Annotated in this window: 15 protein-coding genes; 11 read left to right on the forward strand and 4 right to left on the reverse strand. The window is 72.8% G+C overall.

Features of this window, described 5'->3' with window-relative positions:
- Positions 1 to 124: 124 nt before the first annotated feature.
- Entirely contained in the window at positions 125 to 1,585 is a 1,461-nt protein-coding gene (locus tag ACF06X_RS14080) for an aldehyde dehydrogenase family protein (RefSeq protein WP_392287504.1), read from the forward strand.
- 9 nt (positions 1,586 to 1,594) lie between these two features.
- Here ACF06X_RS14080 and ACF06X_RS14085 read toward each other — a convergent pair whose 3' ends face one another.
- Together ACF06X_RS14085 and ACF06X_RS14090 are read right to left on the reverse strand one after the other, a co-directional pair.
- Positions 1,595 to 2,317 (reverse strand): transporter substrate-binding domain-containing protein, encoded by a 723-nt coding sequence (locus ACF06X_RS14085; protein ID WP_392287505.1) that lies wholly within the window; start codon positions 2,315 to 2,317, stop codon positions 1,595 to 1,597.
- 91 nt (positions 2,318 to 2,408) lie between these two features.
- The gene (locus tag ACF06X_RS14090) at positions 2,409 to 2,693 is read right to left on the reverse strand and encodes a hypothetical protein (protein ID WP_392287506.1); all 285 of its coding nucleotides are present in this window, start codon (positions 2,691 to 2,693) and stop codon (positions 2,409 to 2,411) included.
- Positions 2,694 to 2,888: 195 nt separating this feature from the next.
- On the opposite strand from ACF06X_RS14090, the gene ACF06X_RS14095 reads away from it, so the two are divergent.
- The 3 genes from ACF06X_RS14095 to ACF06X_RS14105 all read left to right on the forward strand — a co-directional run bounded on the left by ACF06X_RS14095 (position 2,889) and on the right by ACF06X_RS14105 (position 6,463).
- Positions 2,889 to 3,692: an NPP1 family protein gene (locus ACF06X_RS14095; RefSeq protein WP_392287507.1), complete on the forward strand. Its 804-nt coding sequence runs from the start codon at positions 2,889 to 2,891 to the stop codon at positions 3,690 to 3,692.
- Between the two features lie 209 nt (positions 3,693 to 3,901).
- Positions 3,902 to 5,398 carry an APC family permease gene (locus tag ACF06X_RS14100; RefSeq protein WP_392287508.1) on the forward strand — a complete coding sequence of 499 codons (1,497 nt, stop codon included), beginning with the start codon at positions 3,902 to 3,904 and terminating at the stop codon, positions 5,396 to 5,398.
- Positions 5,399 to 5,518: 120 nt separating this feature from the next.
- On the forward strand, positions 5,519 to 6,463 hold the full coding sequence (locus ACF06X_RS14105; protein WP_392287509.1) for a hypothetical protein: 945 nt from the start codon (positions 5,519 to 5,521) through the stop codon (positions 6,461 to 6,463).
- A gap of 263 nt (positions 6,464 to 6,726) precedes the next feature.
- Here the strand turns inward: ACF06X_RS14105 and ACF06X_RS14110 are convergent, their stop codons facing one another.
- A complete protein-coding gene (locus ACF06X_RS14110) occupies positions 6,727 to 7,785 on the reverse strand; it encodes an AraC family transcriptional regulator (RefSeq protein WP_392287510.1) in 1,059 nt (352 codons plus the stop codon).
- 107 nt (positions 7,786 to 7,892) lie between these two features.
- On the opposite strand from ACF06X_RS14110, the gene ACF06X_RS14115 reads away from it, so the two are divergent.
- The gene (locus ACF06X_RS14115; protein ID WP_392287511.1) at positions 7,893 to 8,831 is read left to right on the forward strand and encodes an MBL fold metallo-hydrolase; all 939 of its coding nucleotides are present in this window, start codon (positions 7,893 to 7,895) and stop codon (positions 8,829 to 8,831) included.
- On the opposite strand, the gene ACF06X_RS14120 is transcribed toward ACF06X_RS14115, so the two are convergent.
- On the reverse strand, positions 8,828 to 9,793 hold the full coding sequence (locus tag ACF06X_RS14120; protein WP_392287512.1) for an oxidoreductase: 966 nt from the start codon (positions 9,791 to 9,793) through the stop codon (positions 8,828 to 8,830). The genes ACF06X_RS14115 and ACF06X_RS14120 overlap by 4 nt on opposite strands.
- Before the next feature lie 61 nt (positions 9,794 to 9,854).
- Between ACF06X_RS14120 and ACF06X_RS14125 the strand changes: the two genes are divergently transcribed.
- The 6 genes from ACF06X_RS14125 to ACF06X_RS14150 all read left to right on the forward strand — a co-directional run bounded on the left by ACF06X_RS14125 (position 9,855) and on the right by ACF06X_RS14150 (position 16,416).
- Complete coding sequence (locus tag ACF06X_RS14125; RefSeq protein ID WP_392287513.1) at positions 9,855 to 10,484, forward strand: TetR family transcriptional regulator; 630 nt, start codon at positions 9,855 to 9,857, stop codon at positions 10,482 to 10,484.
- A 328-nt stretch (positions 10,485 to 10,812) separates the two neighbouring features.
- Complete coding sequence (locus tag ACF06X_RS14130; RefSeq protein WP_392287514.1) at positions 10,813 to 11,724, forward strand: aldo/keto reductase; 912 nt, start codon at positions 10,813 to 10,815, stop codon at positions 11,722 to 11,724.
- A gap of 189 nt (positions 11,725 to 11,913) precedes the next feature.
- Entirely contained in the window at positions 11,914 to 12,117 is a 204-nt protein-coding gene (locus ACF06X_RS14135; protein WP_392287515.1) for a cold-shock protein, read from the forward strand.
- A gap of 211 nt (positions 12,118 to 12,328) precedes the next feature.
- The gene (locus tag ACF06X_RS14140) at positions 12,329 to 13,738 is read left to right on the forward strand and encodes a hypothetical protein (protein ID WP_392287516.1); all 1,410 of its coding nucleotides are present in this window, start codon (positions 12,329 to 12,331) and stop codon (positions 13,736 to 13,738) included.
- Positions 13,739 to 13,807: 69 nt separating this feature from the next.
- Positions 13,808 to 15,142: an AAA family ATPase gene (locus tag ACF06X_RS14145; protein WP_392287517.1), complete on the forward strand. Its 1,335-nt coding sequence runs from the start codon at positions 13,808 to 13,810 to the stop codon at positions 15,140 to 15,142.
- Positions 15,139 to 16,416 (forward strand): VWA-like domain-containing protein, encoded by a 1,278-nt coding sequence (locus tag ACF06X_RS14150; RefSeq protein WP_392287518.1) that lies wholly within the window; start codon positions 15,139 to 15,141, stop codon positions 16,414 to 16,416. Before ACF06X_RS14145 ends, ACF06X_RS14150 begins: the two co-directional genes overlap by 4 nt.

Below are 16,416 nucleotides of genomic sequence, written 5' to 3' on the forward strand. Positions count from 1 at the left end.
CGGCCCACCGGCCGGCCTCCTGCACAGCTTCTCGTCGGCCCTCCCCCTTCCACCAGCGCGCACGGGGCCAAAGATCAACACGATCGGGTCCCGTCCCCGCGCCCCGTACCCGAGGAACCGCACCATGACTGTCACCCGTGAGCTGCTGATCGGCGGCCGGAACGTACCCGCGGCCTCCGGGCGCACCGCCGAGGACATCGACCCCTTCACCGGCGAGGTGTACGCGCGGGTGGCCGCCGCCGGCCCCGAGGACGTCGCCCGGGCGGTCGAGGCCGCCGACGCCGCCTTCCCCGCCTGGGCCGCGCTCGCCCCCTTCGCCCGCCGCGAGATCTTCCTCAGGGCCGCCGACCTCCTCGACTCCCGCGCCGAGCAGGCCGTCGCGCTCATGGCCCGTGAGACGGGTGCCACCCGGCCATGGTCCCTCTTCAACGTGTCGCTCGCCGCGAACATCCTGCGTGAGGCCGCGGCGGCGGTCACCGCACCGCGCGGCTCGGTGCTCAGCGCCCAGGAGGAAGGCGCGCTGGGCCTCGCCGTACGCGAACCGCTGGGTGTCGTCGCCGCCTTCGCGCCCTGGAACGCGCCGCTCATCCTGGGCGTCCGGGCCGTGGCCGCGCCCCTCGCCGCGGGCAACACGGTGGTGGCCAAGCCGAGCGAGAACGCGCCGGTCGCCGCCGGGCTGTTCGTCGCCGACGTCCTGAGCGAGGCGGGGCTGCCCGACGGGGTCCTGAACGTGGTGACCAACGCGCCGGAGGACGCGGCCGGCATCGCCGAGGCCCTCGTCACCCACCCGAGGGTGGCGGCCGTCAACTTCACCGGGTCCACCCGGGTCGGCCGGGAGGTGGGAGCGCTGGCGGCGCGGCATCTCAAGCCGGCCGTACTGGAACTGGGCGGGAAGAACGCCGTGGTGGTCCTCGACGACGCCGACGTGGACTACGCCGTCGACGCCGCCGCGTTCGGCGTCTTCATGAACTCCGGCCAGATCTGCATGTCGGGCGACCGGATCCTCGTCCACGACTCCCTCGCCGACGCGTTCACCGGCAAGTTCACCGCCAAGGTGGCGTCGCTCCCGGCCGGCGACCCCGACCATCCCCACACCGTCATCGGCCCCTTGGTGAGCGTCGAGGCCGCCCAGCGGGTCGCCGCCCTCGTACGGGACGCGGTCGACGCGGGCGCCACCGTCCTCGCGGGCGGCGGACGTCCGCAGGGCTCGGTGCACCCGGCCACCGTGCTGAGCGGGGTCACTGCGGACATGGAGATCCACTACGCCGAGGCGTTCGGACCGGTCTGCGTGATCGACACCTTCGGCGACGACGACACCGCCGTCACGCTGGCCAACGACACGGAGAACGGGCTCACCTGCGGCATCATCACGGAGAACGCCACCCACGGCCTCGCGGTCGCCCGCCGCGTCCACTCCGGCATCGTCCACATCAACGACCAGTCCGTCGCCGACGAGCCCCACGCCCCCTTCGGCGGCGTGAAGGCCTCCGGCTACGGCCGCTTCGGCGGGCGCTGGGGCATCGAGGCCTTCTCCCACACCCGCTGGGTCACGATCGCCACCCAGCAGGCCCGTTTCCCCTTCTGACTCTGAGAATCAGAAGGGCGGGGCGACCAGGGTGGGGGACTGGCCGGCGCGCCGCAGCGCGTCGGCGACGAACCCTCCGGCCTTGAGCTCCTCGACGAGGTCGCGCAGGAACGCGATGGTCTCGGGCCGCCGCGACAGCGTCGTCCCCACCGCCTGCCGGATCTCCATGAACGGCTCCTCGATCAGCCGGAGTCCGGGGCGCTCCGCGACGAACGCGGTCATCGGCTGCCGGATGCCGGCCGCGACCTCCAGGCCCTCGGCGAGGAACGTGTCGACGCCTTCCTCCCCGCGTACGACGGTCGCGTGCCGCAGGGTGCGGGAGAGGAAGAGGTCGTAGGCGGATCCACGCTTCACGCCGATCCGTACACCCGAGCGGTCGACGTCGGCGACCGACGTGAGGGGCGAGTCCCGCTCCACCGCGTAGACGCCCTCGATGACGACGTACGGAGCGGTGAAGGCGACCTCGGCCTCGCGGGCGGGCTCGACGGCGAGGAAGCAGAGGTCGGCACGGCCCGCCGTCATCGCCTCGTAGGACTTGCGGGCGGCGTCGAAGCAGACGAGCTCGACCGGCACGCCGAGCCGCGCGCCGATCTCGCGCGCGATGTCGACCGTGACACCGGCCGGCACGGCCGGTGTGCCGTGGGCCAGTACCGGGTTCCCCAGGTTGATCGAGGCCCGGAGCACGCCTTCCGGCGCCAGATCCTCGGTGACGACATCAGGCACGGTGGTCATGGACCGGAGTCTAGGACACGCTCCGAGGCCGGCCCGGGGGGCGATCGCTGCCCGGCAGGGCGGGCGATCCGGCGCCCGGCCCTGTGGGCGATCAGGCGCCCGGCAGGAAGTAGTTGTGCACCTGGGACATCTTCGGCATCGGCCCCGCCGGGAAGCCGACCTCCGCGGCGAGCGGCATCACGGTGTCGGCGAAGCGCCGCATGTGCTCCTCGGACTCCCACAGGTCGAGGATCCGCAGGCCCGAGTCGGTCGGGACGGCCGCGTGGGAGAGGCAGCCCTCGAACGGGTTGCCCGGCAGTTGCCGGAGCTTGGCGTTGAGGGCGTCGTACTGCGCGGTCGTCACGCCTTCGAGCTCGGCCTCGATGAAGATCGCCACGGGGTCTCCCTGCTGTCGCGTCCGGTTCCCCCCACCGCCCTGTGTGACGGCCCGTCGGTCGAGCCCAGCAGACCACGCGCGCCTTCCGGCGGCATCCCGCCACGGCCGTACGGGCGAGGTTCGAGAGAGCTGATATGGGCATGCCAATGCCATCGCGCTCCCACCTCCCACGCGCGGTCACCCAGGAGGACGCAGTTGAAGACGAGTTCGCGGATCCGCAGGGCTCCGCTCAGGGCCTCGCTGAAGGCCTCGTACCGGGCCTCGATCGTCGCCGCCGGCAGCATCGCACTGGTCGTCGCCCTTCCGGGCAGCGCGCTCGCCGCGCCGCCGACCGCACTGCCCGCCCAGGCCGACGGTCTGGAACAGACCTTCCAGCCGGCCTACGACTACGACACGGACGGCTGCTACCCCACACCCGCGATCGGCCCGGACGGCACCCTCAACGGCGGCCTCAACCCCTCGGGCGCCCTCAACGGGCAGTGCCGCGACTCATGGGACCTCGACAACACCAACGGCTACGCCCGCTCCACGTGCAACAACGGCTGGTGCGCGATCATGTACGGCCTCTACTTCGAGAAGGACCAGGCCGTGACCGGCAGCGGGCTCGGCGGCCACCGCCACGACTGGGAACACGTCGTGGTCTGGGTCCAGAACAACGAGGCCCGGTACGTCTCCACGTCCGCCCACGGAAAGTTCGACGTCCACGGCCGCGACCGGATCCGCTGGGACGGGACGCACCCCAAGATCGTCTACCACAAGGACGGTCTGAGCACCCACTGCTTCCGCCCCGCCAACTCCAACGACGAGCCGCCGGAGAACCACGACCGCCAGTGGCAGTTCCCCGCCCTCGTCGGCTGGAACGGCTACCCCGCCGGCGTCCGGGACAAGCTGAGCCGGGCCGACTTCGGCAGCGCCGTCTTCGGCCTGAAGGACGGCAACTTCGCCGCCCACCTCGAGAAGGCCAGACCGGCCGGCATCCCCTTCGACCCCTACGCCTGACGCACGCCCCCGCCTTCGGCCTCCCGTCAGGGAGGGGCCGAAGGCGGACTGCCCGCCTCGCGACGAAATCCGCAGCACGGCCGCCCGCCCGGTAGCTGTATGGGCATTCCAAGGTCGTGATACCAAAAGAAAACGCACATCGCCTCTTGTGCTTCCACGCTCCTGCGGGCAGGATCCTGCATCTGTACGTCATCGGAGAGGCACAGCACGTGAGCATCAGGACCGGCAGCGAGCGAGGCGGCCTGCGCGCCGACGCCCTCGGCACGTTCGACTCGATCGTCATGGCGATCGCGGGCTGCGGCCCGGCGTACACCGTCGCGGCGACGATCCCCGCACTCGTCCTCGCCGTCGGCGTCGCCGGCCCCGCCGTGCCCCTGTACTGCGCCATCCCGATGATCGGCATCGCCCTCGCCTTCCGCCACCTGGGCCGACTCGACGTCAACGCCGGCGCCACCTACACCTGGGCGGCCCGCGCCCTCCATCCCTTCCTCGGCTACCTCGCCGGATGGGCCCTGGTCGTCGCCACCACCGTCTTCCTCGTCTCCGCCACCGTCCCCGCCGGCGCCGCGACCCTCGCCCTCATCGACCCGGCCCTGTCCGCGGACACCGCGACCGCCACGGCCGTCGGTGCCGGCTGGTTCCTCCTCATGGCGTGCGTCGTGGCGCTGGGCGCCCGCATCAGCCCGTACGCCCGAATGCTGCTCACCGGCACGCAACTCCTGCTGCTGCTCGCCTTCGCCGTGGCCGCCCTGGTCAAGGACGGCAACGTGGCCGACTTCTCGCTCTCCTGGTTCGGCTTCGGCCACTTCGACGCCTCCCACTCCTTCGTCGCCGGGGCGCTGATCGCCGGCGTCAGCTACTGGGGATGGGACGTCACCAGCAATCTCAGCGAGGAGACCCGCAACAGCCGCCGCGCCTTCGGCCTCGGCGGCCTCGTCGGCGTCCTGGTCTCCTTCGCCGTCTTCGTCGTCTTCACGGTCGCCGCCAACGTCCTCATCGGTGTCGACGCCGTGCGGGAGAACCCCGAGAGCTTCCTCTCCCTGCTCGGCGAGGCCGTCTGGCCCGGCTGGGGCGGCCGCCTGCTCGTGCTGGCCGTGGTGCTCTCCATGGTCGCCACGCTGGAGACCACGCTGCTCCAGGCCACCCGGACGCTCTTCGCCATGGGCCGCGACCGGACCGTGCCCGCCGTCCTCGCCCGCGTCCACCGCGACTGGCAGACGCCCTGGGTGGCGACGGCCACGGTGGCCGCGCTCGCCCTGCTGCTGGTCGTCGTGTCGGCGACCTTGGGATCCGGGACGCGGTTCGTCAGGGACGCCGTCAGCGGAATCGGTCTCCCCATCGCGTTCTACTACGCGCTCGCCGGCCTCTCGGTCGTCGTCGCCTACCGCAAGACGCTGTTCACCTCCGTCGGCAACCTCGTCTTCATCGGCCTGTGGCCGCTCGGCGGAGCGCTCTTCATGGCCTGGATCTTCGCCAGGTCCCTCCCCGAACTGAGCGGCGCCGCCCTCGCCATCGGCCTGGGCGCTCTCGCCGTCGGCCTGGTGCCGATGCTCCTGTCCTGGTCGCGGGGCAGCTCGTACTTCCGCCCGCGGCCGCTCGACCCCGGACAGGCCGAGGCGATGGACGCGTACGACGGGGGAGCGGGACCCGAACCGACGGCGCCGGCCGGATCGGAACGACGAGACGGCGTCCTCACCGACTTCTGACGACGTACTTCTGACGACCGACTTCTGCGACCGACTTCTGGCGACCGACTTCTGACGCCGTCCGTCCGCCGTCCGCCGCCCGCGTAGTTTCCGCCCAGCCCGCACAAGGAGTGTCCTGCCATGGCAGCCTGGCCGCGCCGCCGTTCCGGAGCACCGCTCTACGATCGGACGTTCGGCGACCGAGCCCTCGCCGAGGGCTGCCAGGACATGGTGATGGGCCGGTGGGAAGGCGCCCGCGAGCTGCTGTCCAAGCGGCCCAGGGACGACTGGGACCGGCGCGCGCACCGCATCCGGCTGCTGGCGGACGCGGCGGCGAACCGGCGCACCGTGGACGTCTGGCACGCCTCGGACCCCGGGAACCCGGACGCGGCGGTCCTGCGCGCGGAGACCGAGGTGATGCGCGCGTTCGCCCACGCCCGCGGCGGGACGCTCCCGGCCCGGGACAGCCTCGACCGGGTCGCCCGGCTCTGCATCCAGGCGTCCGACCTCGCGCCCGACGACCCGTACCCCTTCGTCTCCCTGGTGACGCTCGGCAGGCTGTACGAGGACGGGGACCCGAACATGGCCCACTGGTGGAAGGAGCTCCAGGCCAGGGACCCGTACCACCGCGAAGGCCACCACCAGGCGCTCCGCTACCTCTCGGCCCGCTGGCACGGTTCGCACACCGCGGCGTACAACTTCGCCTGGGACGCTGCCGCCTACGCTCCGACCGGCTCCCCGCTCGTGGCGCTGCCGCAGGTGGCCAGGGCGGAGGAGTACCGCCACCGCACCGAGACCGACGGCAGGACGGAGATCGGCCTGACGTACCACTGGACGGGCGAGCGCGCCCGCTGGGACCTGCGCACCACCCTGGAGAAGTGGATCGCCCCGCGCACCACCGAGTACGCCCAGGACGTCGCCGACCTGAACCACGTGGCCCACGGTCTGGTCCACGCGGGGCTGCACCGCGAGGCCGGTGCCGTGTTCGCCCTTCTGGACAACCGGGCCACCACGGTCCCCTGGTCCTACAGCGGCGACGCGGAGGGCCTCTTCACCCACTGGCGTGACAGGACCGCCCGGAGCTGAGCGTCCGTCGGCCCGCCGGGGGCGCGGGTCATCGGGGTGCGCCCGCGAGGGCCGCGGCCAGGGCGGCGAGGACCGTGACGGCCGCCAGCCCGGCCATCACGAGACGCACCACGGACAGGGTCCGGCCCGATCCCGCACGTTCCGGCCGGGGACACCCCGGACACGTGCCGTGATCGTCTCGGGCCGGTTCCAGCCAATACGCGCCGAGGAGGGCCGCGGGATGGGTGTGACCTTCGGTTCCGTCGAGGCAGCTCACGCCCGGATCAACGCCGCCCACCCCGGTCCGGCACGTCCCCCGCCCGGAGCGTGACCGGATCGACACCTTCCCGCCCGCCGGCCGTCGGCGACGCGATCGCGGCCGCGGCCGCCTGTGCGCGGTAGCGGCCCGGAGTGGTGCCGAACTCGCGGTGGAAGGCATGCGAGAGGGCGTACGGGCTGCCGTAGCCCACCCGGTGGGCGATGGCGGCGAGGGTGTCCTCGGTGGTGCGCAGGAAGGTGGCGGCGAGGGTCAGGCGCCACCAGGTGAGGTACGTCATCGGCGGGCGGCCGGTCAGGGCGGTGAAGCGTCGCGCGAGGGTGGGCCGGGAGACACCCGCCGCGGCGGCGAGGCGGTCGTTGCTCCAGGGCGCGGCCGGGTCGGCGTGCACGGCCCGCAGGGCGGCCGCCGTGACGGGGTCGTTGAGGGCGGCCGGCCACGTGCCGGTGCTCCCGGCCGCGTTGTCGGCGGCGTTCGCGGCGGCGTTTTCGGCGATCCAGGACCGGATCATGTAGACGAGGAGCAGGTCCAGGAGGTGGGGAAGCGCGAGGGCCGTTCCGGGCCGATGCGCGTCAAGTTCGCTTCCGAGCAGACCGATGGCGGCACGCAGCTCTCCGCCGCCCCCGCCCCCGCCGCCGACGCGGGCCGGCAGGTGGACGACTGCCGGGAGTTCGGCCAGGAGCGGGTGCGCGCGACGGCTGTCGAGCCGGTACTTCCCGCACAGCACCTCGACCTCGTCGTGCGCCGCGGGCGCGTGCGGGGGCAGCGCCCGGGGAGTCCCGGCCCATCGGTCGAAAGGCACCGCCCGTGCGACGGCGGCGGTGTCGGCGGGGGCGTCGGCGATCACATGTCCCGTGCCGTGAGGCAGCAGGACCGCGTCCCCCGGACCGAGGGAGACGGGAGAGCCGCCGTCCGGCAGCAGCCAGCAACTCCCCTTCAGAACCACATGGAAGCCCGCCCCCTCGTACGAGGCCAGCCTGGTGCACCAGCTCCCGCCGATTCTGAACCTGTCGGAGGAGGGCCGTCCGATGCGCACGGCCGAGATCGCGTCACTCACGACATCCATCGGCGCAGGCTACCCCGGCCGAAGCCGTCCGGCGTGAGACGTACGCGTATCCGCACGAGCCGAACGAGCATGGAGACGCTCACCCGCCGGTACCTAGGGTCGACTTCATGGAGCAGCGGAACACACAGCGCACGATGCTGGGAGAAGTCGAAGTCGTCCGGGTCGTCGAATGGCAGGGGGCGTTCGCGCCCGCCCGGGGACTCGTCCCGGAGTCCCGCGCCGAGATGTGGAAGGACAACGAGGACTGGCTGGCCCCGGACCACTGGCAGCCGGACAGCGACACGGCCGTGATGGCCCTGCAGACCTGGGTGCTGCGCAGCGGCGGCCGCACCATCCTCATCGACACCGGGGTCGGCAACGGACGCGAGCGCCCCGGCATGCCCCACTTCCACCACTGGCAGGGCGACTTCCTGGGGCACCTGGCCCGGGCCGGCGTCCGGCCGGAGGACGTCGACATCGTGGTCAACACACACATCCACGCCGACCACGTGGGGTGGAACACCATGGAGGTCGACGGCCGGTGGGTCCCGACCTTCCCGAACGCCCAGTACCTCGTCCCGGCCGCGGACGACCTCCACTTCGGCACTCCGCGCGCCGACGCGCCCCGCGACAGCGGCCCGACGGACGACGATCTCGTCTACGCCGACAGCATCGCGCCCCTCCACCGGTCCGGTCAGGCCGTCCTGTGGGACGGCGCACACCGCATCGACGACCACCTCACCCTGGAGTCCGCCCCCGGCCACACGCCCGGCTCCTGCCTCCTGCGACTCGCCTCCGGCGAGGCCAGGGCGGTCTTCGTCGGCGACCTGCTGCACAGCCCCGTACAGATCCTCGCCCCTTCCTGCAACAGCTGCTTCTGCCTCAACCCGGAACAGGCGGCGGCCACCCGCCACCGCATCCTTCGACGGGCCGCGACCGAAGGGGAACTGATCATCCCCGCCCACTTCGCCGGCACGGGAGCGGTAGAAGTCCACCGAACCGGCGAATCCCTCACCCCCGGCCGCTGGCTCCCCCTCGGCACCGCACTCGCAGGCGGGGGCGGCTAGGTCACGGCCGCGAAGGGGAAACGTACGTCGGTGAGTCGCTCCGAGACGTCCCACAGGCGGTGTCCCGTCTCGGCGTCGGCGGCCGCCGGGGACAGCTTCACCCGCCTCGGGTGGCCGCGCAGTTCACCAGGGCCGTCCGGCCCGATGAACTGTCCGCCCTCCGCCTCCCGTGCCGTGGCCGCGTACAGCTGAGGCAGCGCGCCCCGCTCCGGTGACTGGGCGAGTGGGGTGAGGACCCGGCCGAACAGCAGCTTCACCATTCCGGTCGGGGCGCTCGTCTGCAGGTTGGTGGCCGTGTAGCCGGGATGGGCGAGCAGGCTGCGCACCGGACTGCCGGCCGCGGTCAGCCGCCGGTGCAGCTCCCGGCCGAAGACGGCGTTGGCGAACTTCGACTGGTTGTAGAACTTCATGGGCGCGTACGAGCGCTCGCCCGAGAGGTCGTCGAAGAAGAGGCGCCCCTGACGGTGGTTGGTCGAACTGACCGTGACCACGCGCGGATCCCGGCCGAGCGCGAGCCGGTCGAGCAGCAGCCCGGTCAACGCGAAGTGACCGAGATGGTTGCACGCGAACTGCAGCTCATGACCCTGTGCGCTCAATGAACGGGGCGGCGCCATCACGCCCGCGTTGTTGACGAGCACGTCCAGCCGGGGATGGTCGGTCCGCAACCGGTCGGCGAAGGCGCGCACGGAGTCGAGGTCCGCCAGGTCGAGGGGGCGTACCTCAAGACGCGCGCCCGGCTGCTCGGCGCTGATCCGCGCGGCCGCCCGGCGCCCCTTCTCCTCGTCACGTACCGCCAGAACGACGTGCCCGCCGGCGCGCGCGAGCGCCCGCGTGGTCGCGAGTCCCAGGCCGCTGTTGGCCCCCGTGACGACGAAGACCCGCCCGCTCTGGTCCTGGATCCGCTCGGCGGTCCAGCGCTCCGGAACCCGTCGCTCCCGCTCTTGCTCCTGATGCCGTGTCATGCGGCACAGGTTGCCCCGCATGGCACTTGGTGTCAAGGTGCTACCAAGTGTCATGCGGGGCATGGCGCGTTACGATGACCGGGTGACCACACCTCGACCGGACCTCACCATGGCCCAGCGCAAGCGTCAGCTCGTCTCCGACGAACTGACGCAGTCGGCGCTGCAGTTGCTCGCCCGGAAGGGCTTCGACACGGTCACCGTCGACGAGATCGTGAACGCCGCGGGCGTGTCCAAGCGGACGTTCTTCCGGTACTTCGCCTCCAAGGAGGACGTGGTCGTCCAGTTCCTGGCCGACATGGGCACCGGCATCCACGCCGAGCTGGCGGCCCGCCCCGCCGGAGAACGCCCCTCCGTGGCACTGCTGCACGCCGTCTCCGTCCCCCTCGCCGCGTGCGGCGACCACTCCGAGCGCGCCCTGCCCGTCGTCCAGCTGATCCTGCGCACTCCAGCCCTCCACGCGCGCTTCCTGGAGCGCCAGGCACAGTGGCGGGACGACCTGGCGGCGGAACTGGCCCGCCGTCTGGGGCGCGACCCCGTCGCCGACCTGTACCCCACCTTGGCGGCCGGGACGGCGCTGACCGCCTTCAACACCGTCCTGCGACGGTGGAGCGACAGCGACGGCGCCCAGAACCCGGCCGAACTGACGGACCAGGCCTTCACCATCGTCGCCCCGGCGCTGGACGCCGTATAGCGAAACCCGAGCCCTACCCGCCGCCACGCCTCCCTGCCTCTCCGGCGCTATTCCGCGACGGACGTACGGGCGTACAGCACCGAGCGGCCGGCCAGTCAGCAACAGCGTCCGGGAGCGACCGAGTACGGCGGCCGGCGCCTTCCTCCCGCTCGCGGCGGCCCGGGGCTCCCACAGGGAGCCCGTGCCGCGCGCCGGATACGCCAGTTGCGGAGGGTCCGGCGGCGTCACCCGCGTGAAGGGACCGGGAGCCACCGCCATGCCACCCCGAGGATTCACCCATGTCTGAATCAGTGGCCCGGCAGCCCACCCTGCGGCGATCATCTCCGACATGAACCCACAGACGATCACCGCGGCCGCATCGGGTACCTGGACCCTCGGCGACCTTTCAGTCCACCGGATCGGTCTCGGCGCGATGCGCCTGACGCAGAGCGGCGAGGCGTTCGCGGCCGACGCGGCCCCGAGGGACCGGGGCCGGGCGATCGGCGTGCTGCGCCGCGCCGTCGAGCTCGGCGTCAACCACATCGACACCGCCGCGTTCTACTTCTCCTCCCTCCGCTCGGCCAACGAGCTCATCAACCGGGCGCTGGGCGGCCCCTATCCGGACGATCTCGTCATCAGCACCAAGGTCGGACCGGGCCGTGACCCCTCGGGCGAGTGGCTGCCGCACGCCGGGCCGCGGGAGCTGCGCGGCCAGGTGGAGGAGAATCTCCGCCAGCTCGGCCGCGACCACCTCGACGTGGTGAACCTGCGCGTCCTCGGTACCGCCTCGATCGCCGAGCGCTTCGGCGCCCTCGCCCGGCTCCGCGACGCCGGGCTCATCCGCCACCTGGGCCTCTCCAACGTCACCCCCGACCACCTCGCGGAGGCCCAGGCCATCGCTCCTGTGGTCTGCGTCCAGAACCCGTACGGCATCGGCGTACGGCCCGAGCAGGACGCGTTCGTCCGTACCTGCGGCGAGCAGGGAGTGGCGTTCGTGCCGTTCTACGCCATCGCCGGCGCCGGTCGTGAGAGCGGCGCCACCGGAGTCGAGGACGAGGAGATACGGGCCGTCGCACAGGCACACGGGGCGAGCCCGGCGCAGGTGCGCCTCGCGTGGACGCTGCACCAGGGACCGCACGTCCTGGCGATCCCCGGCACCGGCGACCCGGACCACCTCGCCGCCAACGTGGCCGCCGGCGCGCTCCGCCTCTCGGAGGCCGAACTGGCGCTCCTGGACCGCCTGCACCACCGCCGTACGTGACTCCGGACGGCGAAAAGCCGGCCGCGCCCCCGACCACCCTGTCGTAGCCGAACACACGAACTCCGGACAAGATCGGACGAGGGAGTGTAGATCGGGGGACGCCCGGGAAAGACTGCAGCGGGCGCTCGAGGAGGGCGCCACGGCAGCTCGACCCTGGGCTGCTCGATGGATTGACGCAGAGGGACAAGCATGGCCAGAGGCACAGTGAAGTGGTTCAACTCCGAAAAGGGCTTCGGATTCATCGCCCAGGACGGAGGCGGCCCGGACGTCTTCGCCCACTACTCCAACATCTCCGGCAACGGATACCGGGAGCTGACGGAGGGCGAGACGGTCACCTTCGACATCACCCAGGGTCAGAAGGGCCCCCAGGCGGAGAACATCATCCGCGCCTGAGCCCGGCCACACATCTCGTCGAGACGGCGCCCGCACGACGCGGGCGCCGTCGGCGCATGCGGCCCCACGGGGACGCGACGCCGGTCCGGTCCCCGGACGTCGAACCGGCTCCAATCCCCTGGCAGTCGGGGACCCCGGGCGATACGATCATCGGGATGACGACTCATTCTGTTCACAGATTGGGGGTCCCGTCCGCGCAAGGTGAGTGCTGATGCTCACCGAGACCGCGAACGGAGATTCCCGCCTTTCCTTCTGGCAGCGCGTGCGCGAGTACGCCGTGCCGCCGTCCATGATCGAGGCCGCGACCGCCCGCCGTCGTGTCGGGGACTGGGCCGGTGCGTGCACCGCCGCAGGGTTCGACGTCGATCTCGACCTCCGCCGCCTGGGGCGTACCCATGGCCGGGAACTGGCGGCCCGGATCCGGACCGACCTCCGCCACCTGGCGCCCGACCTGCTGCGCTGGCACATGCCGAGGATCGCTCCCCATGGGCTCCTGCGCCCAGGACTGACCCTCTCTCTGGCTCGGTACGACGCCATGGGACCCGACGGGGCTGCTCCGAAACACCTCGTCGCGCGGACCGCACCGGCGTGGGCGGACGCGGGACAGCGAATCAGCCTCGCGCTGTGGGACGGATCCGCGTCCGAGCCCGGGAGCGACGCGTGCCGGCACCCTCGTCCCCGCCCCCACCGGAGGTTCCGCCTCGACCTGCACCGCCATCTGTGGGACGCCCGGAGGACGGACGAGCTGCGGATCCGGTCCGGGGCCGATCGCTCGCCCGCCGACGGGGCCCGCGCGCCGGAACCCGACCTGCTGACGTCGGTGCCGTCGAGGCACCGCTGCGCCGTCGACCGGTGGGCCGCCGAGGCGGGGATCCTGCTGCACGCCGACGGACGATCCACCTCCACCTCCACCTCCACCTTCACCGTGCGGGTGGGGGCCCGGCATCGGCTGGTCCTGGACCTGCTCGGGGACGTCGTGGCCCGCGCGTCCACGGACGGCGACGTCTCCGCGCTGCCGGTGCTGCCCGACGCGGCCACCTGGGTGCTTCCCGACCTGGAACTGCTCCGTGCCGGTGCGATCGAGGCCGACCGGCTGCACCCGCTGGTCGCCTCGGCCCTGGTGCCGGAGCATCAGCCGGAGTACGGTCCGGCCGGCCCGTCCCGCACCCCGGACCGGGCAGGATCGGTGCGCATCGTGGAGTGCCGGGGGGCCCGGCACCGGATCGGCCTGGTCGACGGGGTGCTGGCGCCCCTGGACCACGACCCGGCCGAGATCCGGCGGGAGGAACTGCTGGTCGCGCTGACCGGTACTCCGCTTCCCTGCCTGCGGGCGATCGACGAGGCGCACCGTCGACCGGACTGCCTCACCGGCGTCCGTGAACGCCTGGACCACGGCGACACCGCCGGTGCGCTGGCCGTCGTCGAGGCGCTCCTGGGCCCCGAGGCGCTCCTGCGCCCCGGCCCGCTGCGGGACGAACTGGAGACGGCCGCGGCGCGGCGCATCGTCCACGGGCTCTACCGGGCGGGCCTGATCGAACCCGGACCCGGCCGCATGGTCCCGGGGGACCGTCTCCGTACCCGTGACCACCGCGCGCACCCGCGGCAGGCGACCGATCGCTGACCGGCCACCGGTCTCGCCTTCCCCGTACGTCACCCACCTCACTCGCCACCGACCCAAAGGTGATCACTCATGCCCACACGCGTCCCGTCCGCCGCTCCCCCCACCCCTACCGTCCCGGTCCACGACTCCCAGCTCGACGTCGCCGGCGCGCTGCTGACCCTGCTGCGCGACGCCACCACCGAACCGCGCCCCGACACCCAACTGGAGGCGCTCACCCTGGCCGTGGCCGCCGACCTGCCCGTGGTCCTGTGGGGAGAGCCCGGGATCGGCAAGACCGCGGCCCTCACGCAGCTCGCCGAGTCCCTTGACCTCCCGCTGACGACCGTGATCGCCAGCGTGCACGAACCCTCCGACTTCTCCGGACTCCCCGTCATCGGTGACGATCCCGCGGAACAGGGCGTGCCGATGGCCCCGCCGGACTGGGCGGTGCGCCTCGTACGAGCCGGCCGAGGGCTGCTGTTCCTGGACGAGCTGTCCACCGCGCCGCCGGCCGTCCAGGCCGCCCTCCTCCGCCTCGTCCTCGAACGGCGCATCGGCGCCCTCCGACTGCCTCCCGGCGTACGGATCGTGGCCGCCGCCAATCCGCGGTCCTCGGCCGCCGACGGCTGGGAGCTGAGCCCGCCTCTGGCCAACCGCTTCGTCCATCTCCGGTGGACCCATGACCACGAGGTGGTGGTACGGGGCCTCGGCGGGACCTGGCCCCGGGCGACGCTGCCACGGCTCGACCCGGAGAAGCTGCCGGAGGCCGTGGCCTTCGCCCGCCGCGCCGTGTGCGCCCTGCTCTCCGCCCGCCCCGCGCTCGTCCACCGGATCCCCACCGACGAGGCGCGCCGGGGCGGTCCCTGGCCGTCTCCCCGGAGCTGGGACATGGCCCTCTGCCTGATCGCCTTCGCGACCGCGGCCGGCTCGTCAAGGGACGTACTGTCCCTGCTGGTCAGGGGAACGGTGGGGGACGGTCCGGGTCTTGAGCTGCTGGCCGGCCTGGACCGGATGGACCTCCCGGACCCCGAACTGCTGCTCGCCGACCCCGCGGCAGCCGTCCTGCCCCAGCGAGGCGATCTGCGCCAAGCCGTACTCGACGGTGTGGTCGAGGCGGTCCGTGGGCGCCCGGAGAAGACGCGTTGGGACGCGGCCTGGGCGCTGCTGGTGAGGGCGGCGGAGAGCGGAGCCCCGGACCTGGTGGTCGTACCCGCCACCACCCTCGCCGGGCTGCGCCAGGAGGACTGGGACGTTCCGGCGTCGATCGAGCGGCTCGCCGCAGTCGTGAACCTCTCCCGGCGAGCGGACCGCGCGGCGGACCGCGCGGCGGACCGCGCGGCGGACCGCGCCGCGGACCGAGCCGCGGACCGAGCCGCGGGCCGCGCGGCGGGCAGGGGCACGGTCGCCACGAAGGCCGGCCGATGAGGTCGGACGTCCAGGGGTCGCCGGCCGCGCCTCCGACGCTGGACCTCGGCAAGCTCTTCGCCGCCCGTCTGCAGGCCGCCCGCGCCCGGCCCTACCTGGCGACGGCTCTCTTCGCCCTGGCGACCGTCGAGTCGAGGCGGGTGCCGACGATGGCCGTCGACCGGCACTGGCGCTGCTACGTCTCACCGGCGTTCGTGGACCGGACGCCGGTGGAGGAGCTGGCCGGGGTGTGGGTGCACGAGGTGTCGCACCTGCTGCGCGACCACCACGGACGCAGCGACCGGGTCGCACGGGAGCGCGGTCTCACGGGCCCGGGGGAGCGGCTGCGGATGAACATCGCCGCGGACTGCGAGATCAACGACGACGTGTTCGGCGACGGTCTTGTCCGGCCCGAAGGCGCTGTCACCCCGGAGTCCTTGGGGCTGCCCGAGGGGGAGCTGATGGAGGACTACCTCCGCCAGTTCCGGCTCGGACCGCGTACGCAGGGCGTCGTATGGCTCGACTGCGGCAGTGGCGCCGACGGACTGGAACGGGAGTGGGAGCTGGGACCTGACGGCGCGCACGGACTCAGCGAGCAGGAACGGGACGCCGTCCGGTTCCGGGTGGCGCAGGGCATCAAGGGCCGTCCGGGGCACGCCCCGCGGGGGTGGCGGCGCTGGGCGGAGGAGGCCTTCCACCCACCCCAGGCGTGGCGGGAGTTGCTGGGAGCGGCGATCCGCTCCGCGGCCTCCGGCGCCGGTGCGGGCGACGACTACACCTACGGCCGGCCGTCACGGCGCTCCGCTGGAGTGCCCGGCGCCGTTCTGCCGAGTCTGCGGCGCACACCGCCTCGGGTCTCCGTGGTCATCGACACCTCCGGCTCGGTCAGTGACACGGAGCTGGGCAGCGCGCTCCTCGAGGTCGCCGCCATCTCCCGGGCTGTGGGCGGCCGCCGCGACCTCGTCACCGTACTGCCGTGCGACGCGGCGGCCCATGTGGTGCACCCGCTGTGCCGGGCCGAGGGAATACCGCTGGTGGGCGGTGGGGGTACGGATCTCCGCAAGGGCTTCGCCAAGGCGCTCCGGGCACGGCCCCGTCCCGATGTCATCGTGGTCCTGACCGACGGCCAGACACGCTGGCCGGCCACGCGACCACCGTGCCGGACGGTGGTGGGCCTGTTCCCTCGGCACGACGCAGTCCGGTCGTGGGACGAGGAGGATCCCGATGACGTTCCCCGACCGCCGGCGTGGGCGCGCGTGGTCGCCATCGGGTCCGGGCATGGGGGGCGGATCTGA

Origin of the sequence: Streptomyces sp. NPDC015346 (assembly GCF_043078785.1) — a bacterium.
In the GTDB taxonomy this organism is placed as follows: Bacteria; Actinomycetota; Actinomycetes; order Streptomycetales; family Streptomycetaceae; genus Streptomyces.

Bases quoted from the DNA above. Each gene is read 5' to 3' on its own strand.
- ACF06X_RS14130 (WP_392287514.1), top strand. From the start codon at position 10,813: ATGAACCCACAGACGATCACCGCGGCCGCATCGGGTACCTGGACCCTC.
- ACF06X_RS14105 (WP_392287509.1), top strand. From the start codon at position 5,519: ATGGCAGCCTGGCCGCGCCGCCGTTCCGGAGCACCGCTCTACGATCGG.
- ACF06X_RS14085 (WP_392287505.1), bottom strand. From the start codon at position 2,317: ATGACCACCGTGCCTGATGTCGTCACCGAGGATCTGGCGCCGGAAGGC.
- ACF06X_RS14135 (WP_392287515.1), top strand. From the start codon at position 11,914: ATGGCCAGAGGCACAGTGAAGTGGTTCAACTCCGAAAAGGGCTTCGGA.
- ACF06X_RS14080 (WP_392287504.1), top strand. From the start codon at position 125: ATGACTGTCACCCGTGAGCTGCTGATCGGCGGCCGGAACGTACCCGCG.
- ACF06X_RS14120 (WP_392287512.1), bottom strand. From the start codon at position 9,793: ATGACACGGCATCAGGAGCAAGAGCGGGAGCGACGGGTTCCGGAGCGC.
- ACF06X_RS14140 (WP_392287516.1), top strand. From the start codon at position 12,329: ATGCTCACCGAGACCGCGAACGGAGATTCCCGCCTTTCCTTCTGGCAG.
- ACF06X_RS14115 (WP_392287511.1), top strand. From the start codon at position 7,893: ATGGAGCAGCGGAACACACAGCGCACGATGCTGGGAGAAGTCGAAGTC.
- ACF06X_RS14145 (WP_392287517.1), top strand. From the start codon at position 13,808: ATGCCCACACGCGTCCCGTCCGCCGCTCCCCCCACCCCTACCGTCCCG.
- ACF06X_RS14150 (WP_392287518.1), top strand. From the start codon at position 15,139: ATGAGGTCGGACGTCCAGGGGTCGCCGGCCGCGCCTCCGACGCTGGAC.
- ACF06X_RS14110 (WP_392287510.1), bottom strand. From the start codon at position 7,785: ATGGATGTCGTGAGTGACGCGATCTCGGCCGTGCGCATCGGACGGCCC.
- ACF06X_RS14125 (WP_392287513.1), top strand. From the start codon at position 9,855: ATGGCGCGTTACGATGACCGGGTGACCACACCTCGACCGGACCTCACC.